The sequence below is a fragment of the Sphingobacterium siyangense genome (assembly GCF_023277505.1).
In the GTDB taxonomy this organism is placed as follows: Bacteria; Bacteroidota; Bacteroidia; order Sphingobacteriales; family Sphingobacteriaceae; genus Sphingobacterium; species Sphingobacterium siyangense.
Genome location: NZ_CP080574.1, coordinates 1,619,888 through 1,646,096 on the forward strand (window position 1 = coordinate 1,619,888; position 26,209 = coordinate 1,646,096).

30 protein-coding genes are annotated in these 26,209 nt (G+C 38.8%); 24 read left to right on the forward strand and 6 right to left on the reverse strand.

Going from position 1 to position 26,209, the window contains the following annotated elements:
* Window positions 1-280: 280 nt before the first annotated feature.
* Window positions 281-1,963, reverse strand: coding sequence for a S8 family peptidase (locus K2F45_RS06560; RefSeq protein WP_075991468.1), 1,683 nt, complete (start codon window positions 1,961-1,963; stop codon window positions 281-283).
* A gap of 354 nt (window positions 1,964-2,317) precedes the next feature.
* Between K2F45_RS06560 and K2F45_RS06565 the strand changes: the two genes are divergently transcribed.
* The 4 genes from K2F45_RS06565 to K2F45_RS06580 all read left to right on the forward strand — a co-directional run bounded on the left by K2F45_RS06565 (window position 2,318) and on the right by K2F45_RS06580 (window position 5,188).
* Window positions 2,318-2,764 carry a nuclear transport factor 2 family protein gene (locus tag K2F45_RS06565; protein WP_075991469.1) on the forward strand — a complete coding sequence of 149 codons (447 nt, stop codon included), beginning with the start codon at window positions 2,318-2,320 and terminating at the stop codon, window positions 2,762-2,764.
* Between the two features lie 199 nt (window positions 2,765-2,963).
* On the forward strand, window positions 2,964-3,299 hold the full coding sequence (locus K2F45_RS06570) for a hypothetical protein (RefSeq protein ID WP_075991470.1): 336 nt from the start codon (window positions 2,964-2,966) through the stop codon (window positions 3,297-3,299).
* A 110-nt stretch (window positions 3,300-3,409) separates the two neighbouring features.
* The gene (locus tag K2F45_RS06575; RefSeq protein ID WP_075991471.1) at window positions 3,410-4,588 is read left to right on the forward strand and encodes a putative Ig domain-containing protein; all 1,179 of its coding nucleotides are present in this window, start codon (window positions 3,410-3,412) and stop codon (window positions 4,586-4,588) included.
* A 153-nt stretch (window positions 4,589-4,741) separates the two neighbouring features.
* On the forward strand, window positions 4,742-5,188 hold the full coding sequence (locus K2F45_RS06580) for a nuclear transport factor 2 family protein (protein ID WP_157625942.1): 447 nt from the start codon (window positions 4,742-4,744) through the stop codon (window positions 5,186-5,188).
* A 394-nt stretch (window positions 5,189-5,582) separates the two neighbouring features.
* Here K2F45_RS06580 and K2F45_RS06585 read toward each other — a convergent pair whose 3' ends face one another.
* Window positions 5,583-6,575, reverse strand: coding sequence for an ADP-ribosylglycohydrolase family protein (locus tag K2F45_RS06585; protein ID WP_075991473.1), 993 nt, complete (start codon window positions 6,573-6,575; stop codon window positions 5,583-5,585).
* A 176-nt stretch (window positions 6,576-6,751) separates the two neighbouring features.
* Between K2F45_RS06585 and K2F45_RS06590 the strand changes: the two genes are divergently transcribed.
* On the forward strand, window positions 6,752-7,198 hold the full coding sequence (locus K2F45_RS06590) for a nuclear transport factor 2 family protein (RefSeq protein ID WP_075991474.1): 447 nt from the start codon (window positions 6,752-6,754) through the stop codon (window positions 7,196-7,198).
* 123 nt (window positions 7,199-7,321) lie between these two features.
* Here K2F45_RS06590 and K2F45_RS06595 read toward each other — a convergent pair whose 3' ends face one another.
* Complete coding sequence (locus tag K2F45_RS06595) at window positions 7,322-8,563, reverse strand: hypothetical protein (RefSeq protein ID WP_075991475.1); 1,242 nt, start codon at window positions 8,561-8,563, stop codon at window positions 7,322-7,324.
* Between the two features lie 404 nt (window positions 8,564-8,967).
* Here K2F45_RS06595 and K2F45_RS06600 point away from each other — a divergent pair, with 404 nt between their 5' ends.
* From K2F45_RS06600 to K2F45_RS06610, 3 genes are all read left to right on the forward strand, one after another.
* Window positions 8,968-9,129: a hypothetical protein gene (locus K2F45_RS06600; RefSeq protein ID WP_157625944.1), complete on the forward strand. Its 162-nt coding sequence runs from the start codon at window positions 8,968-8,970 to the stop codon at window positions 9,127-9,129.
* A 99-nt stretch (window positions 9,130-9,228) separates the two neighbouring features.
* On the forward strand, window positions 9,229-10,914 hold the full coding sequence (locus tag K2F45_RS06605; RefSeq protein ID WP_075991476.1) for a tetratricopeptide repeat-containing sensor histidine kinase: 1,686 nt from the start codon (window positions 9,229-9,231) through the stop codon (window positions 10,912-10,914).
* 13 nt (window positions 10,915-10,927) lie between these two features.
* Window positions 10,928-11,593, forward strand: a complete 666-nt coding sequence (locus K2F45_RS06610) for a response regulator (RefSeq protein ID WP_075991477.1) — start codon at window positions 10,928-10,930, stop codon at window positions 11,591-11,593.
* A 243-nt stretch (window positions 11,594-11,836) separates the two neighbouring features.
* On the opposite strand, the gene K2F45_RS06615 is transcribed toward K2F45_RS06610, so the two are convergent.
* Window positions 11,837-12,325 (reverse strand): tetratricopeptide repeat protein, encoded by a 489-nt coding sequence (locus K2F45_RS06615; RefSeq protein ID WP_248933199.1) that lies wholly within the window; start codon window positions 12,323-12,325, stop codon window positions 11,837-11,839.
* Window positions 12,326-12,729: 404 nt separating this feature from the next.
* Here K2F45_RS06615 and K2F45_RS06620 point away from each other — a divergent pair, with 404 nt between their 5' ends.
* The 16 genes from K2F45_RS06620 to K2F45_RS06695 all read left to right on the forward strand — a co-directional run bounded on the left by K2F45_RS06620 (window position 12,730) and on the right by K2F45_RS06695 (window position 25,437).
* Window positions 12,730-13,305, forward strand: coding sequence for a TerD family protein (locus K2F45_RS06620; RefSeq protein WP_046674360.1), 576 nt, complete (start codon window positions 12,730-12,732; stop codon window positions 13,303-13,305).
* An 8-nt stretch (window positions 13,306-13,313) separates the two neighbouring features.
* On the forward strand, window positions 13,314-13,967 hold the full coding sequence (locus tag K2F45_RS06625; RefSeq protein ID WP_075991480.1) for a stress protein: 654 nt from the start codon (window positions 13,314-13,316) through the stop codon (window positions 13,965-13,967).
* 9 nt (window positions 13,968-13,976) lie between these two features.
* Window positions 13,977-14,639 carry an HAD family hydrolase gene (locus K2F45_RS06630; protein ID WP_075991481.1) on the forward strand — a complete coding sequence of 221 codons (663 nt, stop codon included), beginning with the start codon at window positions 13,977-13,979 and terminating at the stop codon, window positions 14,637-14,639.
* A 3-nt stretch (window positions 14,640-14,642) separates the two neighbouring features.
* Entirely contained in the window at window positions 14,643-15,518 is an 876-nt protein-coding gene (locus K2F45_RS06635; protein WP_075991482.1) for a phosphoribosyltransferase family protein, read from the forward strand.
* Window positions 15,452-16,006: a TerD family protein gene (locus tag K2F45_RS06640; RefSeq protein WP_075991483.1), complete on the forward strand. Its 555-nt coding sequence runs from the start codon at window positions 15,452-15,454 to the stop codon at window positions 16,004-16,006. Before K2F45_RS06635 ends, K2F45_RS06640 begins: the two co-directional genes overlap by 67 nt.
* Before the next feature lie 3 nt (window positions 16,007-16,009).
* Window positions 16,010-16,621, forward strand: a complete 612-nt coding sequence (locus K2F45_RS06645; RefSeq protein WP_075991484.1) for a TerD family protein — start codon at window positions 16,010-16,012, stop codon at window positions 16,619-16,621.
* A gap of 2 nt (window positions 16,622-16,623) precedes the next feature.
* Window positions 16,624-17,262: a vWA domain-containing protein gene (locus tag K2F45_RS06650; protein ID WP_075991485.1), complete on the forward strand. Its 639-nt coding sequence runs from the start codon at window positions 16,624-16,626 to the stop codon at window positions 17,260-17,262.
* 2 nt (window positions 17,263-17,264) lie between these two features.
* Entirely contained in the window at window positions 17,265-17,903 is a 639-nt protein-coding gene (locus K2F45_RS06655) for a vWA domain-containing protein (RefSeq protein WP_075991486.1), read from the forward strand.
* Window positions 17,904-17,918: 15 nt separating this feature from the next.
* Entirely contained in the window at window positions 17,919-18,962 is a 1,044-nt protein-coding gene (locus tag K2F45_RS06660; protein ID WP_075991487.1) for a TerY-C metal binding domain-containing protein, read from the forward strand.
* A gap of 2 nt (window positions 18,963-18,964) precedes the next feature.
* A complete protein-coding gene (locus K2F45_RS06665; RefSeq protein ID WP_075991488.1) occupies window positions 18,965-20,449 on the forward strand; it encodes a PP2C family serine/threonine-protein phosphatase in 1,485 nt (494 codons plus the stop codon).
* A 3-nt stretch (window positions 20,450-20,452) separates the two neighbouring features.
* On the forward strand, window positions 20,453-21,964 hold the full coding sequence (locus K2F45_RS06670) for a helix-hairpin-helix domain-containing protein (protein ID WP_075991489.1): 1,512 nt from the start codon (window positions 20,453-20,455) through the stop codon (window positions 21,962-21,964).
* Window positions 21,965-21,973: 9 nt separating this feature from the next.
* The gene (locus K2F45_RS06675; protein ID WP_075991490.1) at window positions 21,974-23,011 is read left to right on the forward strand and encodes a TerC/Alx family metal homeostasis membrane protein; all 1,038 of its coding nucleotides are present in this window, start codon (window positions 21,974-21,976) and stop codon (window positions 23,009-23,011) included.
* Complete coding sequence (locus K2F45_RS06680) at window positions 23,011-23,598, forward strand: thermonuclease family protein (RefSeq protein WP_216640447.1); 588 nt, start codon at window positions 23,011-23,013, stop codon at window positions 23,596-23,598. Before K2F45_RS06675 ends, K2F45_RS06680 begins: the two co-directional genes overlap by 1 nt.
* A 66-nt stretch (window positions 23,599-23,664) precedes the next feature.
* Window positions 23,665-23,901, forward strand: a complete 237-nt coding sequence (locus tag K2F45_RS06685) for a hypothetical protein (RefSeq protein WP_075991491.1) — start codon at window positions 23,665-23,667, stop codon at window positions 23,899-23,901.
* 34 nt (window positions 23,902-23,935) lie between these two features.
* Entirely contained in the window at window positions 23,936-24,985 is a 1,050-nt protein-coding gene (locus K2F45_RS06690; RefSeq protein ID WP_075991492.1) for a type I restriction endonuclease, read from the forward strand.
* An 11-nt stretch (window positions 24,986-24,996) separates the two neighbouring features.
* The gene (locus tag K2F45_RS06695; protein WP_157625950.1) at window positions 24,997-25,437 is read left to right on the forward strand and encodes a hypothetical protein; all 441 of its coding nucleotides are present in this window, start codon (window positions 24,997-24,999) and stop codon (window positions 25,435-25,437) included.
* 199 nt (window positions 25,438-25,636) lie between these two features.
* On the opposite strand, the gene yidD is transcribed toward K2F45_RS06695, so the two are convergent.
* Both yidD and K2F45_RS06705 read right to left on the reverse strand, forming a co-directional pair.
* Window positions 25,637-25,915, reverse strand: a complete 279-nt coding sequence (gene yidD, locus K2F45_RS06700; RefSeq protein WP_075991494.1) for a membrane protein insertion efficiency factor YidD — start codon at window positions 25,913-25,915, stop codon at window positions 25,637-25,639.
* A complete protein-coding gene (locus K2F45_RS06705; protein WP_070570510.1) occupies window positions 25,912-26,139 on the reverse strand; it encodes a hypothetical protein in 228 nt (75 codons plus the stop codon). Before K2F45_RS06705 ends, yidD begins: the two co-directional genes overlap by 4 nt.
* Window positions 26,140-26,209: the final 70 nt, after the last annotated feature.

The following is a 26,209-nucleotide window of genomic DNA, read 5'->3' on the forward strand; positions in this document are numbered from 1 at the left end:
ATCCGGTCATCGAGGAATCGGCAGATTATATGGTCGCTAAAGTGACGTTGAAATTTGAAAACTTCACCAAGACTGATCTCGTTACCTTGGAGCGTGTGGGTAATGACTGGAAAGTATCCAAATCAATTAATTCGTATAAATAGAATTTAACAACTAGTGGTTTGTCAGCTCAGGCAGGCTACAGACCACTAGTGAATCATATGTTTAAGTTTAGTTTAGAAGCCAGGTCTTGAGACCTGGCTTTTTTGAGTCATTACTCCCCGTAGCTTTAATATCCCTATTAAAGCTTTCTTGATTTTTTGATCTCTTTTGCTATTTCCATTGCTTTCTTCATGTCAGGAATACCATAACCATAAGGGATAACCGGAGTATTGATTCGATCTCCTGATTTGCGTATTACATCCATTAGCTCTTTATTGCTCAATTGCGGATAAGCTTGCCATAAACAGGCGGCTAAGCCACAAAGTATAGGACTCGAATAGGAGGTTCCGCTACGTGTTTCACCGACGCCTGATTCCCCGATTACCCATGCTCCTCCACCTAGGGCCATAACATCCGGTTTCATTCTGCCATCTACTGTCACTCCCCAAGATGTAAAATATGCTACCCTACGATTATCATATACCGCACCTACTGTAAGTACATGAGGAGAGTCGGCCGGACTCCCTACCCAGCTTCTGTCATTGCCCGCACAATTGACAATTAAGATACCTTTACTGGCTGCTATGTTAGCAGCCCTTGTGGCAAATGTGGTCTTTCCATCCATCTCTTCAAATTTATAAGCAGGATTGTAGAAACTTTCTGGACCATAATAAAGTGACGAATTAATAATATCTACACCAACACTGTCCGCAAATTCAGCAGCGCTGGCCCAGTAGTCCTCTTCAACATGCTGTTCAGATGATTGATCTTCAGAGCGCAGCAGCCAGTAATTTGCCTCCGGTGCGGTACCCACATATGTTCCAGGTTGGTTGACAGCCATACAGGAACTTACCCAAACTCCGTGCATATCGACCGCATATGGATCATCGTTTTCATAGACAAAAGATTTAGCACCTTTGATATTCACATTTTTAAAAGCTGGGTTATTTTTAAGATTCAAAAAACCGGCATCGATGACAGCAATATCGATACCTGCTCCTTTAAAACCATTCTCGTGAAGCACCTGTCCATTATTTATGCTTATATTGGAGGCAGCTCCGCCATAGTCCAATTTATTATTAGTGGTATTGTTGGATACCCTTTGCGGGATATCTTTATACTTTCCTTTCTCGGTCAAGTTTTCCCTAGGCCCTTCCCATACTTTTTCTGCGGAGTGCACAAAGGGGAGATTTTTATAGTTGTCAATAAGGAAATAATCTACACAATGTACCGTGACGGTATTTAGCCATTTACTTTTGGAGACAATTTTACATCCTATCTTTTCAATTTGATTTAAATAGTCCTCCGAAATCGGAAGATCGGAATTGTCGATTGCGATGTTTCGTTTCTGCCGCCGCTGGATAGCCTTCTCTGATAAGAATGTTTCAGGATTATTCAACGTATGAGAAGATGTCCCTTTGTCCTTTAGTACTAACCTAAACTTGTAGTCATTGGCATCTGTTACAATGATTTTTACTTTTGCTGTTGCCTTGCCATTCGCGAGGGTTGCTATTGCATATGTTTCGCCAGCTCCTTCAGGCCATACTGAAGCTTCTTTTGTTTCTGGATTTTGTGTTAAACTTGCAATTCTTGTGTTCTCGACTGTCCAGTTTATTTCATCTGAGTCACCTACCGGCAGATTCTGTATTTCAGTTGACAGCCTGGCCCCTAAAAATTGTATTTCACGTTTTAAGTAAACTTCATCTGGTTTAATGACAATTCTTACAGGTTCTGGAATGATAGTCTCTTCATTTTTTTTGCATGAATTAAATAAAAAGCACAGTAAAAGTAAGTACGAGGAGATTTTGAATGAATGAAGCATTTATATGTTATAATTCAATTGATTTTTGTGGTATATATAGACTTATTTGTGTTACCAAATAAGTTTTTGTATTTGTAGTGAAATCGAGTGCAAATTAAATAAATATTGACTATTAATTCTCTTTATTTATTATTTAATTTTAGTTTTTGTGTCGATTGCCCTTATATTTCTTTAATTGTGAATATAATTCTCCGTAATCAGTAATTCGTAAACATTCACCTCCCCATTCCCGCCATTCACCGAGTTTTCCCGATCGTTAGTCTAAAGCCCGTAGGCTAAGGGCCTATTGTGTTGTAGTTTTGAGTCAACAAATAAGAATAGATAAATAAACTAACACAATAAAATAAAGACATTATGAGAACACTAGTAAAAACATTCGCAGCAGCAGCCTTAATCGCAGTATCAACTTTCGCTATGGCAGCTGAAGGACCAGGTTCGAAATCAGAGAAAGCAAACGTTAACCTTTCTACCGCAGATTTCGCTTTAGAGCACTATGTAGCGGTAACTACTGAGGGAGAATCAGCAGGCCTAGAGCAACTATTTGCAGAAGATTTTAATCAAAAGATCCAAGCTACTAATGTACAGTCTAATAGCCGTAGCGAAGTGGTTAAATCCCTGAAAAAACAAAAAGACGAAAAGCTAAACTGTACAGTAAGCACAGCTATCATCGAGGAATCGGCAGACTATATGGTTGCTAAAGTAACGTTGAAATTTGAAAACTTCACCAAAACAGATTTAGTTACCTTGGAGCGTGTGGGGAATGACTGGAAAGTATCCAAATCGATCAATTCGTATAAATAGTATTTAATAACTAGTTGTCTGCTCGGTAGCAGACAACTAGTGAATCATATGTTTAAGTTTAGTTTAAAGGCCAGGTCGCGAGATCTGGCTTTTTTCTTTTGCTCAAGTATAAGGCAGACTTTTTGATTAACTTTAAGTATTCATGAGTGATGATGAGTTTTCTTTATGAAGTGAGTATTGCCACAAGGATATATTAATTATGACCGAAAAGTATTATTATAAACTTTATTTACAAATTGTTTTAAAAGGAGCCGATTACGTTTTTGGCTATTTAAATGTCTCTCATATTCCTTATGAAAAATTTTATGAACTTTTTCAGGATCAAGTGACTACTGAAACCTTCTTGTTTAAAGATGTCAGTTATTTTATAGACGAAGAGCTCTACCAGAAGAATAAGGTTTTTCTGGATAAGGAAGTTTCTTTCACATTTGATTTTGATTTATTTGAATATAGTATCGGTCTTACAGGAGATCCATTTAGTCGTTATATAAAAGATTATTACGAAGAGCTGCCACCCGCAATAAAACGGAAATAAAAATGTAGCTGTATTTATAAGAAGAAGAAAATATGCTAAGATGCGAGTACATAAAGATAATGGAATAGATTGGTTGGGCATGATTCCTGAGCATTCGTAAATTCAGATATATGACTAAAATAATCATTCCTCTTATTCTAATCTTTCTATTAATTGGTTGTAAATCGATTACCGATTCGGTAGATTATTTTGGGCAAACCTACCCTGATTCTATCCCTATTGTTTTTGCCCCAGGTACCATTTCAGTAAAAGGCCGACTGGAACATGGTATTTCATTTACACCTAATGGCGGGGAATTAGCATTTGGAATACTCGATAAAGAAGATTTCAGTGGAGCGATATTTCATGCTAAAAAAATCAACAAAAAGTGGACTAAACCTGTAGCTTTTGAACCATTAAGAAATAAGTGTGTCTATTTACCCTATTTTTCACCTAATGGTACATCCTTACTTTTTAGTCAAAGTAATGCTGGAAAGGACAACGCCTCCACAGATATTTGGATACTTGAGAAAGTTAAAGGTGAGTGGGGGATTCCAAATATGATACAAGCTCCAATAAATTCGGCAAGTAGGGAAGCAAACGCCTGCATGACTTATGACGGTACAATCTATTTTTCATCCAACAGAAATTGCGAGGGAAAGGAAAATTGCCACAACGCTGATTTATTCTATTCAAAGCTCGTGGGTAATGCGCATCCAAGCGCAGATATCATACCGGAATTTGCCTCCCCAAATGATGAGGAAAGTGTATTTATTTCTCCAAAAGAGGATTACATAATTTTTTGTAGATATACAAACGATGAAAGTAAAGTTGATCTATATATCAGTTACCGCGATATACACAATAATTGGATTGTGCCGCAAATTGTTCATTCAACAATAAATTCAAAAGATTGGGACAGAAGACCATTTGTAACTATTGATAATAAGTTCCTGTTTTTTACTCGATTGCAAATTGGAGAAAGCGGAGTAACCGAATCTGATATATATTGGGTTAATACTTCAAAACTGTTTAAGCCTTTTGTCTATAATTCTCTTTCTGATACAACAGTTCAAATAGGAAAGAAATTCGAGATATCCGTCCCAAAAAATTATTTTAAAGATATAGATGATGAACGGTTGGTTTACAGTATTAACCAAGACCAATTTAATTGGCTGCATTTTGATAGAGAACAAATGAAATTATCTGGGCTGCCAACTGTCGAGGGGGATTTTGAACTCACTTTTTCAGCAAGAGACCGATATTCAAATATGGCAGACGATAAGATTAACATAACCGTAAAAAAGTAAATACTGCTATAAGACTTTTCACCTCCCCATTCCCGCCACTCACCGAGTTTTCCCGATCGTTAGTCTAAAGCCCGTAGGCTAAGGGCCTATTGTGTTGTAGTTTTGAGTCAACAAATAAGAACAACAGAACTAACACTATAAAAAAAAGACATTATGAGAACACTAGTAAAAACATTCGCAGCAGCAGCCTTAATCGCAGTATCAACTTTCGCTATGGCAGCTGAAGGACCTGGAGCAAAATCGTCAAAAGCAAACGTTAACCTTTCTACCGCAGACTTCGCTTTAGAGCACTATGTAGCGGTAACTACTGAGGGAGAATCAGCAGATGTAGAGCAGTTATTTGCAGCTGATTTTAATCAAAAGATCCAAGCTACCAATGCGCAGTCTAACAGCCATAGCGAAGTGGTTAAATCCTTGAAAAAACAAAAAGGCGAAAAGCTAAACTGTACAGTAAGCACAGCTATCATCGAGGAGTCGGCAGACTATATGGTCGCTAAAGTGACTTTGAAATTTGAGAACTTCACCAAGACTGATTTAGTTACTTTGGAGCGTGTGGGCAATGACTGGAAAGTATCCAAATCGATCAATTCGTATAAGTAGTATCCAGTAACTGGTGGCTTGCCAATAATAAAAGACAAACCACTAGTGAATCATATGTTTATTAAGGCCAGGTCGAGAGATGTGGCTTTTTTACGTCAAAAGGGCCTGATTCTCATCAGACCCTTTCTCTTAGCGTTTACATGTACAGTAATTTTTATGTTTCCTATCGTTTCCTCTTTTTTGTTTCGTCATCCAACGCTTTTAAAGACAATTGGATTTTCACTGTACGACGCCAATTTTTATGTTGAACCTTTCTTTTGAAAGGCAGCTAATAGCCGCTTTGTATAGTAAGAACAGCTGTCGATTTAAAATAGTTTTAAAAATAAATGTTTCGATTTTTTAAATTGACATTTTTGAAATAAGCTCTTACTTGTTAGACATTATTATCGAATTTCTAATCCAAATATCTCTTCGCTATTTTTTCTATTAGCAATTTGATATCATCATAGCGGGCGATGCTCAAAAGCCAATCTTCAGGTATACTTTCCAGCCCATAGTACAAACCAGCTAATCCGCCCGCAATCGCAGCCCCGGTGTCTGTATCTTCACCAAGGCTTACAATAGATAATACAGTGTCTTTATAGTTGTCTTTTTCCATAAAAACCCATAGGCTTGATTCTAGACTATCGATCACATAACCGCTGGACCTTAATTGATTATGTGTCTTAGATCGGATGTCATGCAAAATGGTGCTATTAAAATGAGTTATTTCCGACTCAGGGAAATTGATGTCCGTCCAGAACTTTGAAACTTGATTCCGCATTTCAGCATAAGCCTGCTCTTTGGCCAAACCTAGCAAAATGAGTTCGGCTAATTTAAGATAGATAAAACATGCCATTGCAGCGCGTATGTGCTTATGCGTTAGGGCGGAAATTTCCCAAATTTTCTCGAATTGTTCCGACGGGCTAAGTCCTTTGATCTCAAATAAAAGGGGTAATATTCTCATTAACGAACCATTGCCGTTGTCTTGTTCTCTCGCCCGATATTTTAGCAAATGTAGCTCTCCGATTTGCCCGGATCCGATAATATCTTTAAGCTCACCGATCGATTTAGCCGTGGTGATGCCGATATCAAAGACTTCTCCTCTTGCTGTCCACAGCTTACCTTCCTTCCAAGCTATAAATTTTTTGGAGATATCTACCAAATCATATCCACCTAACAGCGAGTCTGCAAGACACAAGGTTAAAGATGTATCATCTGACCAGGTACCCATAGGTTGATTATGGCTGCCAAATCCGATCATTTCGGTAGCTGGATTTTTTAGCATTTCTTCTTTCGACCTGAATTCAAATGGTACACCAAATGCATCACCAACCGCAATGCCAAACAATGCTCCATACATTTTATTTTTCGCTTGATTAGCAGCTGTATTAGACTGTATATTCATAAATAATTTGATCGTTGATTCATATCAATATAATAAAAAATATTCACCTCCCTATTTCCTCCATTCACCGAGTTTTCCCGATCGTTAGTCTAAAGCCCGTAGGCTAGGGGTCTATTGTGTTGTAGTTTTGAGTCAACAATTAAGAACTAAAAACTAACACAATAAAAAAAGACATTATGAAAACGCTAGTAAAAACATTCGCAGCAGCAGCCTTAATCGCCGTATCAACATTTGCTATGGCAGCTGAAGGACCTGGCGCAAAAGCAACAAAAACAAACGTTAACCTTTCTACAGCAGACTTAGCACTCGATCACTATGTTGCGGTAACCACAGAGGGTGAATCAGCAGGAGTAGAGCAATTGTTCGCCGAAGATTTAAATCAAAAAATCCAATCTTCGAATGCACAGTCTTACAACCGTAGCGAAGTTGTTAAATCCTTGAAAAAGCAAAAAGGAGAGAAGCTAAACTGTACAGTAAGCACCGACATCTTAGAAGAATCAGCTGATTATATGGTAGCGAAAGTGACTCTAAAGTTTGAAAACTTCACCAAAACAGATTTAGTTACCTTGGAGCATGTGGGGAATGACTGGAAAGTATCCAAATCGATCAATTCGTATAAATAGAATTTTACAACTGGTGGTTTGCCAGTAATAAAAGACAAACCACTAGGGAATCATATGTTTATTTAAGGCCGCGCCGTAAGTCGCGGCTTTTTTTGCGTTTGGAAATTTGGAATTAAATAACGGTTATTGTTTTTGCATAATTCCATATTTCTTGTTTTGATCGCTTTTGGCGTTTGCCCCTGCGTAGCTATCTAAAATCCGCGTGGTGGCCGCCTTTAGGGAACGTCCGAATTCTGTGGGATGATAACCCGGTCCAGTAAAAAATTCCACCTCATGATTGATTTTTGAATACCATACTCTTCCTACATCCTTTGGACCTAGGGTATCTGGTCTCGTTATTTTTACAAATCCCTCGAGTTTGTTTTTATCTAAGCCTATCACTTGATATGGCTGTGTCTTACTCTGACAATCTACCTCAATATATTTTTCTCCATTCCAGCACATGCAATCGTTTAGAGGAGGATCAAAGATGATAATTGCTAATGCAGCACAAGTAAGTACACCTGCTCCACACAATAAAAGCTTTTGTTTTTTCTTTTTTAATAGGAAAATATTACCAGGAGTTTTTATTTGATCTTTCTGTCTGTCATTTTCATATTTTTTATCCACTGCGTCAGTTGGATTTATTGGGGACTTTTCAGTGTTTATAATATTTGAATCAGCAGATGTAGAGGGACCATCTTTTGTGCCATTAGTTGTTTCTGTACAAGATTTATTGATATTATTATCTTCGCTCAACTGAGCGCTGTTTTCTCCATATACAGCGCTCGATCCCTTAGTAATCGTATTACTGTTTTTGTTATCGTTCTCCTTTATTGGAAACTGATTGTCTTTTGGTTGGTTATATCTTTCTTCAAAAGAGTCTCTGCTATTTGTAATCTCAGGAGGTTCTACTGAAGGTTGATGGAGTTCGTTGTCTTGAGCAGCAATATCTATATTGACGGTTGCTTCATTTGGAGAGAAATTTTCTTCAGACGTCGTTATTTCAGGTTCGGTTGAACTTTCTTTCCAGTCCTCACTACAGTAAGGCCGGGGTTGGAAATCTATCAAAATAGCAAGTAGTTTTACGACATTTTCCTGTGCTCTATATGTGGTGCTGCCAATTATAAAGTTTCTTAAATTCCTCAGTTTATCTAAGTCGAAAGTATTAACTATACTCTCCAAATCCTTATCTGAATTCTGAGGATTGAAAAAACGATGGAAGACAATGAGATCTTCTCTTGCTAGCCCTTTTACTAAAATTTGATAGCTCCAATCTCTCAAATCTTTGGTTGATGGTCGTTCACGGCTAACAAACACAAGTTTGTTATTCAACTTTAAAACTAAATAGGCATTCCTTACTGCCTTCTGAAATTTCTCAAACATTTGAACAAAATTAAAATAACCCCACCATCGGAAAATACGGAAAACCGTAAGCAATAAATATTACTTCCTTTTTGGAAATTTTGGAAAACGATTCGATCTAGACTGGAAATTTTTGAAACATTGGAAACATCGGAAATCTATGATAAAAAGGCTGTTAACGGCTATAACTTTGTTCTCGAAGTCAGATGATAAATCGATTAAAATATAAACTAAGATACTAATCTGATTTCACAATGAGAAGATCTCGCGGTAGTCATTAGCCGGTTTGGGAAGCAGCTTCTGCCTCCCGCGATTGACACTCTTACTTCCCAAAAAATTCAGAAGGCCTTCTGAAAACATTTGTAGCAATCCCGTGCATGGTGCACGGGGCCTACCAGGTTTTTGACTTTTAAATTTTTTGAGTTATGTGGAGTTTAATATTATATTTTTTATTTGGAATCGGCCAACCGTCTAATGCACAACAAAACACTGGAACACCAACAGTGCAAACGGCAGACACACCACCACCAAATCCTGGTGATGATGGAGATGGGGGAGATAAAGGAAACCCACCACCGAAAGGTTAATTTTTAATATTAGAAAAAGAGAGTTGATGTAAATCACTCTCTTTTTTTTTTGTTGTTGATTTAGATAAGTTTTTTGGATAAATTAGAAAAAACTTAGCCGTGCGAAAACTCATTTTATTCCTATTTTTCATCTTAGGTATATTCTCCTGTTCTGAAAAGAAACAAGGCAAGGTAAAAGGGGAGAGTCGAAATTACTACCTAAAAGCGCTGTCATTCTATAACCTAGGGGTGTATGATAGTTCGTTCGTTTACCTTGAATTGGCAAAAGAACAAGCATTTAAAGAAGATGATAATTTGACGGTTGTAAGAAGTTTAATTCTTATTGGAATCAATGAGTATGATCAAGGTGATTTTTTTGGAGCACAAGAAACATCTCTAAAATCAATCGAATTTCTAGAGAAGAGTAATTTAAAACAAGACACATTGTTGTCCTTTGCTTATAATACTATTGCTAATTCGACCGACGAATTGAAACAATATAATAAAGCTATCCCTTATTATCATCAGGCTATAAAATATTCCACTAATCCCGAAAATACACTAATTTATATAAATAATCTTGCCGTCTGCCTAAGAAATGCAAAACGTTATGCCGAATCAATTAAGCTTTCCGAAGAAATCTTGTCAAAAGTCCCGAGTGGAACAACGGACTACGCCAAGTTTTTAAATAATTTAGCCAAAACAAAATGGATTGCAGACAACAGCTATAATCCCGTACCGGACTATCATAAAGCTTTAGCGATAAGGACTAGTCAAAAAGATCGTTGGGGTCAGAATTCAAGTTATGCGAGTTTAGCTAAATATTATGACCATAAAAACTCAGATTCATCTATTTATTATCTACATAAGCAATATGAAATAGCGAATGTAATAAATAGCGCGGATGATCAGTTGAATGCATTAAGAGGCCTAATTCAAACTAGTTCCTTCAATTCTCAACGGTATCTATCAACCTATTTGGCGCTCAACGACAGCATCCAGCAGGCCCGCGCCGCTGCCAAAAACCAATTCGCCCTTATCCGCTATGAAGTCGAAAAAAACAAGGCCGATAACCTGCGGCTAGAAAAAGAAAATTCCGAAAAGCAAAACCGTCTTGTCAGACAACGAGCCATTACTGGAGCAAGTATCTTTTTACTGCTGTTGGCTGTTGGTGGGGGAACCCTCTGGTACAAACGACGCAAGCAGCGTCTTGAACTCGAAGCCGAGAACAAGGTTAAAGAAACGCAACTTCATCTTTCGAAGAAGGTACATGATGTTGTAGCAAACGATATTTATCATGTGATGACGGAAGTTGAATATCGAGATGATCTGGATCGTGAAGTGCTGCTTGATAAATTAGAAATTATTTACAACCAATCGAGGGATATCTCACATAACGTTGAGCAACGGCCTACCGTTGAAGTTCCATATAATGAGCAAATTTCTACATTACTTAAGCCCTATGGCTCGAACAGTCGTCGTATATCGATCGTTGGAATTGATGCTGAGCAATGGTCCGATGTCAGTAAGCGTATTAAAGAAGAAATAAAACATGTACTACAAGAGTTTATGGTCAATATGAAAAAGCATAGTGGGGCCGAGCGGGTCGTCGTGCGCATTGAAAAATCTGACCAACAGCTTAAAATTTTTTATAAAGATAATGGTGTTGGCCTACCAGCAGAAAGACCTCAGGGAAAAGGTATGGCGAATACGGTTTCCCGTATTGAAAGTCTAGGTGGCGGAATTATCTTTGTCAGTGAACCGGGAGAAGGGCTCAGCATTACTGTCAATATCCCATTAATATAAAGATGATTGTTGTATGTTTAAAAAAGTACTTATTGCCGAAGACCACGATACAGAAAATTTTGCAGTACAAGTAACACTGCGTGACTTGGGAGTAGTTGATCCCGAATATGTTTATTATTGTGATCATGCCCTCGCTTGGATCAAGAATGCTATCCGTGCCGGAGAACCATATGACCTACTTATTACCGATATTAATTTTAAGGATGATGGTTCTGATCAGGAGATTCAGGATGGACTTTCGCTGATTAAAGCAGTTAAATCTATTCAGCCGGATATTAAAGTTGTTGTAATGACCGTGCAAGAGATCACGACAATAGTCCATGAAATGTTCAAGGAAAAACAAATTGATGGTTATGTTTTGAAGGCACGCCGCGGAAGAGAGCATCTAAAAGAAGCCCTCCAGATGGTGTATCAAGGTAGAACATATCAATCTGCAGATAATAAGAAGGCTGTCCAAGATCTAAATGCATTTGAATTCTCCCAGCTTGACTTACAGATTGTTAATTTATTATATCAAGGTATTCCACAATATCAGATGCCTGAAATACTCAAACAGTTAGGTGCTAAAGCTTCCAGCCTGAGCACAATCGAGAAGCGCCTTAATCTGATGAAAGAATCTTATGGTTTTACCAACAATGCCCAGCTAATTGCACACTGTAGAGATGCTGAGCTGATATAACTTTTTCCATTACGGTTTTCCGTAAAGAATCTTGAGGGTATCGTGCTACTTTTGTGAAAGCAAGGTAAATAACGAGGTTGGTTTACTTGCCGAAAATACGATATCTGATGCATTCAGGATATTTAGTGCCATATTTTAACCAATAAGATGATGAGAAAGGGCTATCCACCGATAGCCCTTATTTGTTTTTATGATCATTTGTAACAGCCGACTTATGAGAGATCCAGCTAAATGCGCGATCATTTAATCAGCCTGATTTGAAAAGGTATTGATTGAGTTTAGCGCATAGTAAGCGATTCCATTATCCGGATATTTTTCCAAGATCTCTTCGTAGAGCGCCTTTGCTTTTTCGGCTTGCCCAGTCTGCGAATAACAGAATGCAATATTACAGAGCGCCATTTCCCGATAGCTCATTTTTGAAGCGCTAAACATGGTAACTGCCCGATATTTATCTAACCATTCCTTTTTTGTAAAAAAATCGACACTCTGTTTAAAATATTCAATCGCACCTTTAAAGTCATTCTGTTTGACTGCTTTCATTCCCTTTTTGTGACTTTTTGGAATGAGCTGTTGCAATGCTGTTACTAAAATGAAAAAAAGAACTGAGGCGACTATCATGCCCTCAAGTTGGAATAAGAATAAGGAAGCTACCACCAGGACCATCCAGAAGGCAATCAGTATTAAAACAGCTGGCCAGGACACTGACCTTACAATAGGAACATTTGCACTCATAGATTAATAAATTGCTGGTTGTTATTTTCTAAAGGTATCAAAATTTCTTAAAAAAATCCTCTTTCAGTATGTCGATTACGTTAAGTTTTAAAGCGGTATTTATCGTATTGCTGCTTATCTCTAGAATATAAGGTAATTGTTTTATCTAAAGTACTTCTGTTGACAAAACTATAAGACAAAATGATGGTAAAAATAGCTTGTAACATACTGAAATGTAGTTTACTATTTTTACGTAAAATCATATTTTGAATTTCATGTTAAGATTCTGATTTAATTTTTATGAGCTACGGTTTCCCGTAAAAAAGACTGCCTTAATCAAGCTAGTTTTGTTTTAAGCGAGTTAGCAATGTTTTAATCAAATGCTTAACTGCTGGAGTTAACGATACATTTATTAGCAGATTAATATGGCTATTAACCTACAAAAAGGACAACGTATTGAAGTTGGACTTACAAAAATTACCATAGGATTGGGCTGGGATCCTAATGAAGGAACAGGGAATGATTTTGACTTAGATGCATCCGCATTTATGATTGATCAATTCAAACAGATACCAGCTGAACCTTTCTTTATTTTTTATGGAAATACAGATTCTCCAGATGGCGCACTTCATCATACAGGTGATGATCCAACCGGTGGAAATAGTGCCGATGGAGATGATGAAAGTATTCAAGTTGATTTATCAAAAGTAGATTCACGAATTACAGAAATATCCTTTGTGGTTACCATCCATGATGCGATTGCCCGCAGGCAAAATTATGGACAGGTAAGAAATTCCTACATACGAATCGTAGATGATAGCAATGGACAAGAAGTTGCGAAATACGAATTAGGAGAAGATTTTTCTCTTGAAACTGCCGTTGAGTTCGGGCGTCTTTATCGTCGCAATGATAGCTGGAAATTTGAAGCTTCTGGTATGGGCTATAAAGAAGATCTAGCCTTCTTCCTGTCAAAATATTATAAAGGACAAATTATAAAATAATATAAATTATGGCTATTAACCTAGAGAAAATCACCCTTGAAAAGAAAGGTGACTCGCATTTTATTGACTTATCAAAAAAAGGTAATCCAATTACACAGGAGATCAATATCAATTTGAATTGGTCAAAAGGAACAAAAAAGGGAATATTTGGAAGTTTATTCAGTAAGGATATCGACCTGGATCTGGGATGTTTCTATGAGTTGAATAACGGAGAGAAAACCGTTATCGATGGTCTTCAGTTTTCCGGTGGCAAGGGAGGGACCAAGGATCGTTTGACCCGGCAAGGACGTTATGTGGCTGAACCCTGGATATGGCATACTGGTGATGATAGAGGGGCTAGCTCGGGTTCTGGAGAAAATATCATTGTAAATCCGGCTGGACTAAAAGACCTGAAACGGATGGTTATCTACTGTTTCATTTACGAAGGGGCAGCACGTTGGCAAGAAACAAATGGTGTTGTCACTGTAAAGGTCCCTGGTAATGCGGAAATAGAAGTACAGATGGGAGCACAATCCAGTCACAACAAATTCTGTGCGATTGCTGAAATACTCTTTTCTCAAAATTCAATCACTGTCAGAAAGCTGGTGACTTTCCATACTTCGCATGGAGACTGTGACAAGGCTTACCGATGGGGAATGCAATGGACGGCCGGATCAAAATAGGAAATCATTATGGTTATTGATACGTCATTATTTGAACACTATTCTTTTGATCTATGGCTTACACTCATCAAATCAAATCCTCATTTCAAACAAAAGAGAAATATGTTGCTACGGGATTTCTTTTGCGTCGATAAAAAGATCGGGGATATAGGTAAAGTCGTCCGGCATTACGATATTTTGAGTAATCAGATCAGTGAGATAACAGGAAAACATATAGATCGTGAGTTTATCTACTGTTTGATTTTAAGTGAATTAGGGGTTGATCTCGATACAGATCTCAAAGAGCGTTTGACGGAATTCACGAGGGAAGTCGATATTCTTTTTTGGGAATATAAGCCTGTTCTCCTGAATGATAATCAGAAAAGCGTATTCGAAGCAATAGTTTCCAAGGGGAAGACCCTAAGTCTTTTAAGCAATACTGCATTTCTAGACGGTACCGTGTTACGTCGGGTACTCGAATATTATGAGCTATCGGATTTCTTCTCTTTTCAACTTTATTCAGATGAAATAGGGGTTTCCAAGCCAAATAATACAGCTTTTGAACTTGTTTTCCAAAAAATAAGACAACAGCGAACGATCAAGAAAAAAGATATTGTCCATATAGGTGATAATCAAAAAGCAGATTATAATGGCGCTATCAATTATGGTTTTAACGCAATATTAATCCAATAAATTATGATGTACAGATATAGCTTACATCATGTTGAACATCAGCATGTATGTCCTTTTTCAGAAATGGAATACAGTCGCTTTAAGTTTGGAGAGACGATTTATGCCGAGAAGTTTGCGAAAGAACTGTGCATGGGTTTTTTGGCAAAGCATAAGAATTTGATTCTCGAACAAGAAGAGATTATTTTACTGCCTAGCCCATATAACTCCATTCCGACAGCATCCAATTTTTTATGTTCCTATTTCAAACGGGAGTTAAATAGATTTTTGTTTCAGCATGGCAAGGCCGCATGCAAAGAAAGTAAGATCCATCGCAAACAGACTTATGTGGAGGACTATGGAAATATGGACTCTGAACAACGCTTGAAACTTATTGCCAACGATACCTATCATTTGGATCGGAATTTTATAGCAGATAGGTTCTGTATTTTTTTAGATGATATCAAAATCACTGGAAGCCACGAACTGACAGTTGAAAAAATACTAAAAGATCATAACGTGCAGGGGACTTTTTTCTTTGTCTATTATGCTGAGCTCGTCAACCAGTCTATCCATCCCAATATTGAGAATAAGTACAATTACTTTGATGTCAAATCACCGGGCGACCTTGTACGGATCATTAACAGTAGTAGTTTTCACTTCAATACACGCTTGGTTAAATATTTACTCTTGTTAAATGAAGTAGATTTTTTCCAGGTCGTCAATCAAATCCCGGTAGAAAAAAGCTGTGAATTGTTCGATCTAGCAATTAGCAATAACTACCATACTATAGTGCATTACCAACAGAATATTATAAAACTAAAACAACATAAATCATGGCAATCAATTTACAAAAAGGGCAAAGAGAAAACATCAATGCACCCAAATTTACAATCGGCCTAGGCTGGGACACCAATAGTTCTTCCACAGGAAGCGCCTTTGACTTGGACGCTTCGGTATTTATTCTTGGAGAAGACAAAAAGATCCTTTCGGATCAACATTTTATTTTTTACAACAACCTAAAATCTCCAAATGAGGCAGTAGTTCATACTGGTGACAATCTTACGGGAGATGGGGATGGAGACGACGAGCAAATCATCGTAGATCTAGCGAAGATTGAAGATACAGCGACAGAAATATGCATCGTCATTACCATTCACGATGCAATATCACGAGGTCAGAACTTTGGACAAGTACGCAATTCCTTTATGCGTATTCTCGACACTGTTTCCAATGAGGAACTATTGAAATACGAATTGGAAGAGGATTTCTCCATAGAGACTGCTGTCGAGTTTGGCCGTATTTATAAACGGAATGGTGAGTGGAAATTTGAAGCTGTGGGTATGGGCATGAAAGGTGGGTTGGAAGATTATTTAACGAAATACAATTAAGAAATGGGAATTAATCTTCAAAAAGGGCAACGTATCAACCTTCAAAAGGGTAATGGTACAGTATTGCAAAATGTTTGTGTAGGTGTGAACTGGGGAGCTATTGAAAGGAAAAATTGGCTCGGCGGAACAGAGAAAGAAGCGGTAGATCTAGACGCCAGTTGTATTCTTTTCGATGAAGCTAAAAATAATGTTGATGTTGTGTACTTCGGGAGTTTACGATCTAGAGATGGAGCCATTAGTCACAGTGGCGACGATTTGACGGGAGACATGGATGGCGATGATGGCTTGGATAATGAAATCATTACGGTTGATTTTTCTAAGCTTAATAGTCAAGTAACTCATGTCGCGTTTGTGCTCAACAGTTATCGTGGGCATGATTTCGGGACTATTCCTTTTGCCTCTATCCGGATTTATGAGGGTACACCTTCCCGGGTCAATGAAGTATTTGCGACCTACAATATTGCTAAAGGTGAGGGCTTTTCTGGGCACGTCTCCATGGTATTGGGCGTATTTTATAAACGCAATGGTGAATGGAAATTTAATGCCATTGGAGAGCCAACTAAAGACCGTAAGTTGGAAGAGACTATTAAAACCGTTCAGCAAAAATTTTTATAGCCATGAGAAGACTTCCCGTATATCTATTATTGGATACTTCTGGCTCAATGACCGGAGAACCAATTGAAGCCGTTAAAAACGGTGTACAGATGATGATGCATTCCCTACGTCAAAATCCTCAAGCGATCGAGACCGCTTTTGTCAGTATTATCACCTTTGACTCTGACGCTAGGCAGATTGTACCCTTGACCGATTTGGCTTCCTTCCAGATGGTTGATATTAAAGCCTCTGGTGTGACTTCCTTGGGAGCAGCCTTGGCCTTACTTGCTGATAAACTGGAAACAGAGGTAACCACGACCACACTGGAACAGAAAGGGGACTGGAAGCCACTGATTTTTGTTATGACCGACGGTATCCCAACGGATAATTGGCAGCAAGGGTATAGCAAACTAAAGGCTGTTAATAAAGGGTTGATTGTCGGTTGTGCAGCAGGACAGGGGGCTGATGATGCTATTTTAAGACAAATTACTAATTCTGTAGTACGTCTTGACAGTGCAGATTCAGAAAGCATCTCAAAATTCTTTCAATGGGTAACGGCTTCCATATCCACTACGTCGACCAAAGTTGAGGAATCAGGCAAAGAGGTAACTGGATTGGATCAGCTACCACCACCGCCATCGGAGTTAGTTATAGTAGCTTAGTTATGAACAGACGATTATTAGCCTACTTTCTGCTCGACACCTCAGGATCTATGCGTGGTGAGCCCATACAAGCATTGAATAATGGCTTTAATGGGCTCATTAGTATGCTCCGTACGGATCCACAGGCGATGGATTCCTTGCATATCAGTGTCATTACCTTTGATCGTGAAGTTCATAATCTAGTTCCTTTGACCGACTTGGCAAGCTTTCAGCCAGTAGAAATACATTGCCCCGAAAGCGGCCCAACTCATACAGGAGAGGCACTCGAAATGCTGCTTAAAATGATAGACAATGAACTGGTCAAGGGATCGACCGAACGAAAGGGTGACTGGAAGCCTCTGCTCTTTGTTTTCACCGATGGAAAGCCATCCGATATTCAGAAATATCGGATGTGCATTCCCAAAATCAAAGCAATGGATTTTGGAATTATTGTTGGTTGTGCAGCTGGTCCTAAAGCCGAAGTTTCTTTTTTAAAGGAGCTGACGGATGAAGTTGTCAAATTGGATACCACCGATAGTAATACATTGACAACCTTCTTTCGATGGGTGAGTTCATCAATTGAAATGGGCAGTAAATCCCAAGGTACAGGTGAAACTCTGACACTTCCACCTCCACCGAACGAATTGAATATTATCATTTAAAACTTTGAATTAATCATGAGAAGGTTACCTGTATATTTCTTGATAGATGTATCTGAATCTATGGTCGGCGAACCTATAGAGCAAGTACAAGATGGTATTGGTACCGTCATTCAGACACTCAAAACTGATCCTTTTGCACTCGAAACTGTATGGATATCCATCATTGGCTTTGCCGGTAAAAGCAAGGTCATTACACCCTTACAGGATGTGATCACTTTTTATCCGCCAAAATTGCCCATTGGTAGTGGAACCTCGCTGTCCAGTGGATTGACAGAACTGATGCGCTCCATTGATAACGAGTTAATGCCGACGACCTATGAACGAAAAGGTGATTGGAAACCCATTATATTTTTGTTTACGGACGGTGTACCGACAGATGATACAGAAGAAGCCATCAAAAAGTGGAATACAGTATACCAACGCAAAGCAAATCTAATCGCGATCTCAATAGGAGATAATACCAACTATGGATTACTGGAGCAACTGACCCCACATGTGTTGCGTTTTAATAATAGCGGTGCGCAGTCATACAAAGAGTTTTTTAAATGGGTGACAGCTTCCATCAAAGCGACAAGTGAGCAAGTGACCAATAGTAATACTGATACAATAAATTTAGCGAAAAGCACTCCTGAGGTGATTGAGAAAGTTGATACAGTTAGAATGCATCAGATCGTGGATGATAATTTTGTCGTGGTTAATGCAAAATGTTCAAATACCGATAAGTCATATCTGATCAAATTTAGGCGTGATATGGAAGATTCAGGTATCATGGACTTATCTACCCGAGTTTATCGTGTACAAGGAGCTTATAAAATAGATGAAAACGCCTATCGTGATTATTCTGGACTTGACAATTCTAACTTGAAGGTATCAACCGACGAGCTGTATGGTAATCCCAATTGTCCTTGTTGCGGTAACCAATTTGGTCTCGCCAGCTGCTCCTGTGGTGGAATACATTGTATCAAAGGTGATGGCGAAAATACATGCCCTTGGTGTGGCAATATTGGCTTTTATGGTGCCTCAGGTGGCGGATTTGATATTAATAGAACTTTAGGTTAATCGTGGAAACAATTTTAAAACAACTGCTGGACGAATTTAACGTAGAGCAGAACAAGGTCGTTGATAATACTCTGGCCAAACTGATGCACAATGCGAAGATCAATGCATTAGCAAGGGATATTAATTCATTAAAACAGCAGATAATAGCGATATTTCAAATGTATAGAGAGAAGGAAGAATTTAAAGAAGCGCAACTGGTCATTACTAATGCTAATGCGAAAAAACACTATGCGTATAGTTTTGACCTAGCTCAATTTCCCAATATTCGCATCCAACAGATCAAAAATCTGGATAAAGTTGGTTTAACCTTTGATCCGGAGACTTCAAGTATCTGTGGAGTGCCAAACATGGCACTTACGATGGATTTGCACTTGGTTTTTATTAATACTCTAGAAGAAAATCCAACGGAAGACATTAAGATCATCCCATTTATTGTCAATGCTGATCCTAAGGACCTTTGGCTGAATAAACCTAGCAATCAAAATGATCTATACGCCAAGGCGGACAGTGATAAATATGCTGGAGCCTTTCTCGACAAGCGGATAGTTGTTGCCTCACAAAGAGGACGCTCGCATGCACACGAAGGTTCTTTTCGCGATGATCATTTTTATGTGTCTGCACTGCCTGAAGCTTGGGCCGTCGTGGCCGTTGCGGACGGAGCTGGTTCGGCTAAATTTTCCCGGCAAGGATCTAAAATAGCTACAGAATATCTTGTTAAAACTTTCGATAACGAGGTTCTTCTACACGAATTAAACGATTTATGCTTGGCTTACTATACTACCGCACCCGCTGAAGCAGTTCCGCCTGCACCAAAAGATGATCAACCTGTTTCCGCGGCCACAACAAATATTGTCAATGATCCGATTGAAGAGGTTGTTAAAGCCGAAATGACTACAGAGGAGTGTTTGCTCAAGGTCAAATCTTCGATCATCAATATCCTTTACAAATCTGTTCGCGATGTACATGCAAAGCTAGTGGAGTTTGCCAAACAGGAAGATATTCTATTGAAAGATCTCAACACCACATTGATTTTTGCGCTTGTCAAAAAATTTGATTTTGGCTACGTGGTCCTGACATTTGGTGTCGGTGATTGCCCGATCAATGTTGTTATTGGCGATCTACAGGAAGTGCATTTACTCAATCTGCTCGATATCGGTGAGTTTGGTGGGGGAACCCGTTTTATTACCATGCCAGAGATTTTCAGTCACAGTGATATGCCATTACGATTTGCGATCAATAGATTTGATGATTTTTCAAAATTGATGTTGATGACAGATGGGATCTATGATGCCAAATTTATTACAGAAAACAAACTGGAAGATAAAGAAAGATGGAATACCTTTCTACAAGATCTAGGTGGGCAAAATGAAGACGGTGCAAAGGTAGATTTTCTGACAGATGAACATATTAAGGATCAGTTATTGACCTGGCTTGACTTCTGGAGTAAAGGTAACCACGACGATAGAACACTAGCCATAATCTATTAACAGATGAAGACGATAACTATAAAATCCATTATTGATCCGTCTCGGACTTACAAGTATATAGATGACGGCAGTCCCAAACAAGGTGGTGTTAAGGATGTCTATTTCGCACCCAATAGAAAGTACGTGGTTGCTTTTTTTCGAAACACCCTTGACTTCAATCAGCGGGATCGGATAAAGCGTATTGTCACTTTATATTTAGACAATATTAAGAATGGTAGTGCAGGTGATTATTTCTTGCAGGAAATCTACCGCTGGCCTTATGATGCGGTAGAACAGGATGGCAAGACAGGCGTCATTGTACCTATCTATGATACCAAATTTTTCTTTGCAAAGGGTTATGGTGCCAATTCGATGATAAAAGGAGGGGAGAAAGTTGGAAAGTGGTTTACTGCACCATCCTTTCGTCATCAACAATATCCGCTCGCCTTGGATAAGTCCGAATTAGGCGATTGGCTAAGTTATTTTCAAATTGCTATTAATATTTGTCGGGGCGTCAAGAAAATGCATCAAATGGGGCTTGCCCATTCAGATCTATCCTATAATAATGTGCTTATTGATCCTGTTAGTAAGTCTGCCAATATCATTGATTTGGATGGTTTGGTTGTCCCCGGATTGTACCCTCCTGAGGTGATTGGTACAGCCGATTTTATTGCCCCAGAGGTATTAAAGACCAAACACCTTAAACTTAATGATCCCGATCGGGTACTGCCTAATCAGAAGACAGATCTCCATGCCCTGGCAGTGCTGATTTATATGTATCTGTTGCGACGGCACCCACTGCGGGGTGGTAAGATTTGGGATCTTGATGCCGAAAAAGATGAACTAATGGCGATGGGAGAAAAAGCACTGTTTGTTGAGCATCCTACTGATCGAATGAATGCTGTTAAGACCGATCAGCTGAGAAAATGGGAATCCTTCTGGGGAAATCCTAATAAGCTTTCCTACACCAAAACGGGACCTTATCTGGCCGATCTGTTTAAACGGGCTTTTATCGATGGCCTGCACAACCCTATGTTGCGTCCCATTGCCAACGAGTGGGAGACTGCATTATTGAAAACAGTAGACCTTATTCAGCCGTGCAATAATCCACATTGTGATGAGAAGTGGTACGTATTTGACAATTCTACCAAACCTATCTGTCCATTCTGTGGTACAGCGCACAAAGGAAGCCTTCCCGTCATCGATCTCTATTTTAAATTTAAAGATACTGTATGGAAACCCGAAGGACATCGGCTAATGGTCTATCACAATCAATATCTTTTCAAATGGCATGTATCCCGTAAAGTGATACGGAATGAAAGCCTTACCGCTGAGGATAAGAAACCAGTTGGGTATTTCACCTATTACCAAAATAAATGGATGCTAGTCAACCAAAACCTGCAGGGGATGAAGGATCTGACTGAGCAAAAAGATGTACCAATTAATTCAATGGTTGAATTGACTGACGGCAAAAAGATTCTACTGTCCAATGAGGAGGGTGGAAGGTTATTATTTATCACGCTAACTAATCAATAATTTATAAAAATGGAACAAAGTATTTTACAATTACATCCTGGTCTAATTTGGGGATTTGGGTTGACAGTCATTATCATGCTGTTACTGGATTTGGGTGTTTTCAACAAAAAGAGCCATATTGTTTCTTCCAAAGAAGCGACTATATGGACAGTGGTTTGGATTTCGTTGGCAATGATTTTCTCCGGTGTTGTCTATTATGTATTTAATCAGGATGCTGGAGGGCATGCCACTGCAATAGAAAAGTTTACCCAGTTTCAGGCAGCTTACTGGATTGAAAAGGCTTTGTCAGTAGATAATTTATTTGTGTTTATCTTGGTGTTTTCTTACTTCAAAGTGCCACGGGAATTACATCACAAAGTACTGTTCTGGGGGATTTTGGGTGCGTTACTCTTTCGGGCGATCTTCATCTTTGCAGGCGTAGGCCTAATTAATTTGACATATCTTAATCCGATACTGGATTTCTTTGGTGTGACCGCTCTACCTTGGAATATCAATCTTGTGTTGACAGCCTTTGGTTTGTTTCTAATTTTTGCAGGGATCAAATCTTGGGGAAGTGGAGATGACGATGAAGATGAGGATTTTAGCGAAACAGCAGGTGCGCGATTGGTGAAGAAATTCTGGAAGGTATCTGATAATTATGATCAAGGAAAGTTTTTTACTGTTCAGAACGGGACGAAACTTGCAACCCCGCTTTTGGTTGTTGTTGCCGTAATTGAATTTACAGACGTGTTATTTGCGGTCGACTCTATCCCTGCTATTTTTGCTATTTCGAAGGATCCTTTTATTCTTTACACATCCAACATCTTTGCCATACTTGGACTTCGGTCACTCTATTTTCTACTGTCCAATTTTATCCATATGTTCAGCAAACTTCCTTACGGGCTCTCGGTAATCTTAACGTTCATTGGTGTCAAAATGATCATCTCGCCTTGGTATCATATCCCTTCACCAGTTTCTTTGGGCATTGTAGGGGGAATTCTTATTTTATCTGTTTTGGTATCCATACTATTTCCTGAAAAGGAAGCAGATGAAAAGATCTCGGCATAATGAAAAAGCTAGCCAGAGTCAGAAAAAGATGGCAAATACTGGTTGCCATCTTTTTCATATTACCTTTATTTATTAATTGCGGAAGTGAACAGCCGACTGAGGTCACTCAACAACATTTTATTAGTGCCTCTAGGGAAGGGAAGTCTACTGCTCCACTTCAGGAGGAAATGATCAACCGGTGGCAACAAAAAGAAGTTTATGTTACGAAGGTCATTGATGGAGACACTTTCTGGGTTAATAATGGTAGTGAAAAATTTAAGGTCAGATTTATAGGAATTGATGCACCAGAGACGCGCAATTCCCGAGGAAAATTAAAGGGACCATATGCAAAGGAAGCAAAAGAATATGTACGACAGCTAACCGAAAATAAGTGGGTTAAGCTTGAATTTGATGTTCAGAAAAAGGACAGATATCATCGGTTGCTGGCCTACATCTATTTGCAGGATGGTACTTTTCTGAACGCTGATTTAGTGAAAGGCGGATTTGCAGTTGTAGATACCTATCCTCCCAATGTAAAACATACAGCCCTTTTTGTGAAGCTTCAGCATGAGGCTAGAGAAAGTAAGAAGGGTGTATGGGCTTATTAAAATAAAATGTGTCACTACGGGAAACCGTAAAATAAGATGCGCTGATCCGATTATTTTTGATGTATTATGAAATTGATAAGCCTATTATTTATCATCCTCTTGCGGTTTGATGGTACCACAGCTTCGCTAGTGAAAGAAAGTTCAGATAAGAATACAGTATACGTTTGTGGTAGTGGCAAAGGGAAGCGATATCACCTCAATGAAAACTGTAGAGGATTAAAGTCATGCGGTGCCAAAACCATCAAGACAACACGGGAGCAAGCACAAAAAGAAGGTAAAACCCTTTGCGGTTGGGAAGATTAAAGAAACCACTTATTGCTAACAAAACTATTTTATTATGGATTTTAAAGATGAGATTCGTCAATTTGCCAAGCGCGTTGACCGACTTTTACCACAGATCAAAACAGAGGAAGCCACAAAGACATCCCTAGTGATGCCGTTTTTGAAGATATTGGGATACGATGTGTTTGATCCGTTTGAGGTACAACCAGAGTTTATTGCCGATATCGGTATCAAGAAAGGGGAGAAGGTTGACTATGCGATATTACGTGAAGACAAACCTGTTATCTTAATTGAATGCAAACATTATGCGGACGGGCTTGATCCGCATAATTCGCAATTGTTCCGTTATTTCCATACCACAGAAGCCAAATTTGGTTTGCTGACGAACGGCGTAGAATACCGCTTTTACACCGATCTGGTTACTCCGAATAAGATGGACGAAAAGCCATTTTTTGAGTTCAAGATTATGGATATCAAAGACAATGAAGTATCCGAATTACGCAAATTCCACAAAACAGAATTTGATCTCGAAAGCATTTCCAGCGTTGCGAGCGAATTAAAGTACTTTAACGAGTTGACTATTTTAGCAATGGGCGAGATGCAAAACCCAAGCGACGATTTCGTTCGTTTTTTTGCGAAGCAAGCCTATCCAAGTGTTGTTACAGCAAAGGTTTTGGAACAGTTTACGCCATTGGTAAAACGGGTGTTTACACAGATTGTGAACGACCAGATCGCCGAAAGACTAAAAAGCGCACTCAAAAAAGAAACTGAAGCCGAAGAAAAGAACGCTGCAATTGCACCGACAGAACCCGATGCCTTGATTGTCACCACGGAGGAAGAGATTGAGGGATACCTGATCATTAAATCTATTTTGCGTAAAGAGATCGAGGTAGGTCGCATATTTATGCGTGATAATCAGTCCTACTGCGGCATCTTACTAGATGATAACAATCGCAAACCGATCTGTCGATTCTATTTTACGCCCAATCGCCTGCGTATCGGGTTGTTTGACAAAGACAAAAAGGAGGCTAAATATGATCTAGATTCATTGGATGATATCTACAAATATTCAGAGCAGATCGTGGAAACCGTCATTAACTATTAATCAGCTGTGTTATGAAAAAGTATCTATTGTTATTTCTTATTTCATTTTTATCTATGGCCTGTAAAAAAGCTGAATCGGAATACGATACATATGGTTATGAAACAGAATGTGATGAATGTGACATTAACTATGTTGATGACCTAGGGACTACGGTGTATTTGAATGGTCATAAAGGAACATGGAAGAAAGATTTTCCGCGCTCGGTATTCACAGAGATGAAAGTGACCGTCACTGGGCGACAATCGAATTCGAATACTGTGTCTGCTCATATTATAAAAGACGGTAAGCGGCTGGTTTCGAAGTCAGGCAATTCCAGTGTTACTGTTAGACATATCGTAAAAAGTTCGGGATCAACTAAACCTGTTTCGGGCATCTGTGGTGCTCCAACTCAAAAAGGAGGACCGTGTCAGCGCAAAGTGTCAGGTGGGGGAAGGTGCTGGCAGCATAAATAAAGATTCAGGACTGAATAAAGGTTGTTCGATAAAGCCTTATTGAACAACCTTTAAAAAGCCAATTACCTACATTCGGAGAGGTTTAACAGATTATTTTTTACAGTGTATATGACTTTCTCAGTTATCTTCGGCTTTTTGTATTTATTTAGTTCGCAAAAATACAGATAGGTATGCTTTTTAAGTTCCATCCCTAAACTATTTACAACAACCTCTCCGCGATCTCCGCCTCGCCAACCACTACACCGCCTTTCAGGTACATCATCCGCTTACCACTTTTATAATCTGTGATTATGTCAAAGTGACCATTACAGGTTCTCATGCGTGAAAGCAATGCTTTACTACCTGCCCTAAAGCCTTCATGTTTAGTTACGTCAAATACATATTTAGAGCAGCTATGCCTAAATATACACTTACGTCTTCTTTCCGGTGGGATGATCAACCAATACAACCGGATCGCGGTCAATAGGAGAGGCTTCATGGCCTTGAAAATACCACCATCTGTCTTGCCGTCGTATATCCAGGTTTATTATTAAAGCAACCATTTTCGGCATGTACATAAGTTGTGACGCTTTCTAGTCTTACATAGTTCCATCCTCCTGATGCACCCTGGTTAATCAGGTTTTCTAATTGTTCTGCTACTTGATCCGATGTGCCTGTCCTTGGGTCTATCGATGCTACAAAAGGTACTACTTTGTATTCCATAATATCAGTATTTGATTGGGTTAATGATTTAATTAAAACTATATAGTAAAACATTGAAAATCAATGTATT

What these genes read in the sequence shown, in the direction of transcription:
- K2F45_RS06625 (WP_075991480.1), top strand. Translation starts at nt 13,314, where the DNA reads ATGGCTATTAACCTAGAGAAAATCACCCTTGAAAAGAAAGGTGACTCG.
- K2F45_RS06690 (WP_075991492.1), top strand. Translation starts at nt 23,936, where the DNA reads ATGGATTTTAAAGATGAGATTCGTCAATTTGCCAAGCGCGTTGACCGA.
- K2F45_RS06620 (WP_046674360.1), top strand. Translation starts at nt 12,730, where the DNA reads ATGGCTATTAACCTACAAAAAGGACAACGTATTGAAGTTGGACTTACA.
- K2F45_RS06685 (WP_075991491.1), top strand. Translation starts at nt 23,665, where the DNA reads ATGAAATTGATAAGCCTATTATTTATCATCCTCTTGCGGTTTGATGGT.
- K2F45_RS06650 (WP_075991485.1), top strand. Translation starts at nt 16,624, where the DNA reads ATGAGAAGACTTCCCGTATATCTATTATTGGATACTTCTGGCTCAATG.
- K2F45_RS06560 (WP_075991468.1), bottom strand. Translation starts at nt 1,963, where the DNA reads ATGCTTCATTCATTCAAAATCTCCTCGTACTTACTTTTACTGTGCTTT.
- K2F45_RS06570 (WP_075991470.1), top strand. Translation starts at nt 2,964, where the DNA reads ATGACCGAAAAGTATTATTATAAACTTTATTTACAAATTGTTTTAAAA.
- K2F45_RS06565 (WP_075991469.1), top strand. Translation starts at nt 2,318, where the DNA reads ATGAGAACACTAGTAAAAACATTCGCAGCAGCAGCCTTAATCGCAGTA.
- K2F45_RS06615 (WP_248933199.1), bottom strand. Translation starts at nt 12,325, where the DNA reads ATGAGTGCAAATGTTCCTATTGTAAGGTCAGTGTCCTGGCCAGCTGTT.
- K2F45_RS06595 (WP_075991475.1), bottom strand. Translation starts at nt 8,563, where the DNA reads ATGTTTGAGAAATTTCAGAAGGCAGTAAGGAATGCCTATTTAGTTTTA.
- K2F45_RS06600 (WP_157625944.1), top strand. Translation starts at nt 8,968, where the DNA reads ATGTGGAGTTTAATATTATATTTTTTATTTGGAATCGGCCAACCGTCT.
- K2F45_RS06675 (WP_075991490.1), top strand. Translation starts at nt 21,974, where the DNA reads ATGGAACAAAGTATTTTACAATTACATCCTGGTCTAATTTGGGGATTT.
- K2F45_RS06695 (WP_157625950.1), top strand. Translation starts at nt 24,997, where the DNA reads ATGAAAAAGTATCTATTGTTATTTCTTATTTCATTTTTATCTATGGCC.
- K2F45_RS06635 (WP_075991482.1), top strand. Translation starts at nt 14,643, where the DNA reads ATGATGTACAGATATAGCTTACATCATGTTGAACATCAGCATGTATGT.
- K2F45_RS06660 (WP_075991487.1), top strand. Translation starts at nt 17,919, where the DNA reads ATGAGAAGGTTACCTGTATATTTCTTGATAGATGTATCTGAATCTATG.
- K2F45_RS06630 (WP_075991481.1), top strand. Translation starts at nt 13,977, where the DNA reads ATGGTTATTGATACGTCATTATTTGAACACTATTCTTTTGATCTATGG.
- K2F45_RS06655 (WP_075991486.1), top strand. Translation starts at nt 17,265, where the DNA reads ATGAACAGACGATTATTAGCCTACTTTCTGCTCGACACCTCAGGATCT.
- K2F45_RS06575 (WP_075991471.1), top strand. Translation starts at nt 3,410, where the DNA reads ATGACTAAAATAATCATTCCTCTTATTCTAATCTTTCTATTAATTGGT.
- yidD (WP_075991494.1), bottom strand. Translation starts at nt 25,915, where the DNA reads ATGAAGCCTCTCCTATTGACCGCGATCCGGTTGTATTGGTTGATCATC.
- K2F45_RS06680 (WP_216640447.1), top strand. Translation starts at nt 23,011, where the DNA reads ATGAAAAAGCTAGCCAGAGTCAGAAAAAGATGGCAAATACTGGTTGCC.
- K2F45_RS06585 (WP_075991473.1), bottom strand. Translation starts at nt 6,575, where the DNA reads ATGAATATACAGTCTAATACAGCTGCTAATCAAGCGAAAAATAAAATG.
- K2F45_RS06645 (WP_075991484.1), top strand. Translation starts at nt 16,010, where the DNA reads ATGGGAATTAATCTTCAAAAAGGGCAACGTATCAACCTTCAAAAGGGT.
- K2F45_RS06590 (WP_075991474.1), top strand. Translation starts at nt 6,752, where the DNA reads ATGAAAACGCTAGTAAAAACATTCGCAGCAGCAGCCTTAATCGCCGTA.
- K2F45_RS06705 (WP_070570510.1), bottom strand. Translation starts at nt 26,139, where the DNA reads ATGGAATACAAAGTAGTACCTTTTGTAGCATCGATAGACCCAAGGACA.
- K2F45_RS06580 (WP_157625942.1), top strand. Translation starts at nt 4,742, where the DNA reads ATGAGAACACTAGTAAAAACATTCGCAGCAGCAGCCTTAATCGCAGTA.
- K2F45_RS06640 (WP_075991483.1), top strand. Translation starts at nt 15,452, where the DNA reads ATGGCAATCAATTTACAAAAAGGGCAAAGAGAAAACATCAATGCACCC.
- K2F45_RS06670 (WP_075991489.1), top strand. Translation starts at nt 20,453, where the DNA reads ATGAAGACGATAACTATAAAATCCATTATTGATCCGTCTCGGACTTAC.
- K2F45_RS06610 (WP_075991477.1), top strand. Translation starts at nt 10,928, where the DNA reads ATGTTTAAAAAAGTACTTATTGCCGAAGACCACGATACAGAAAATTTT.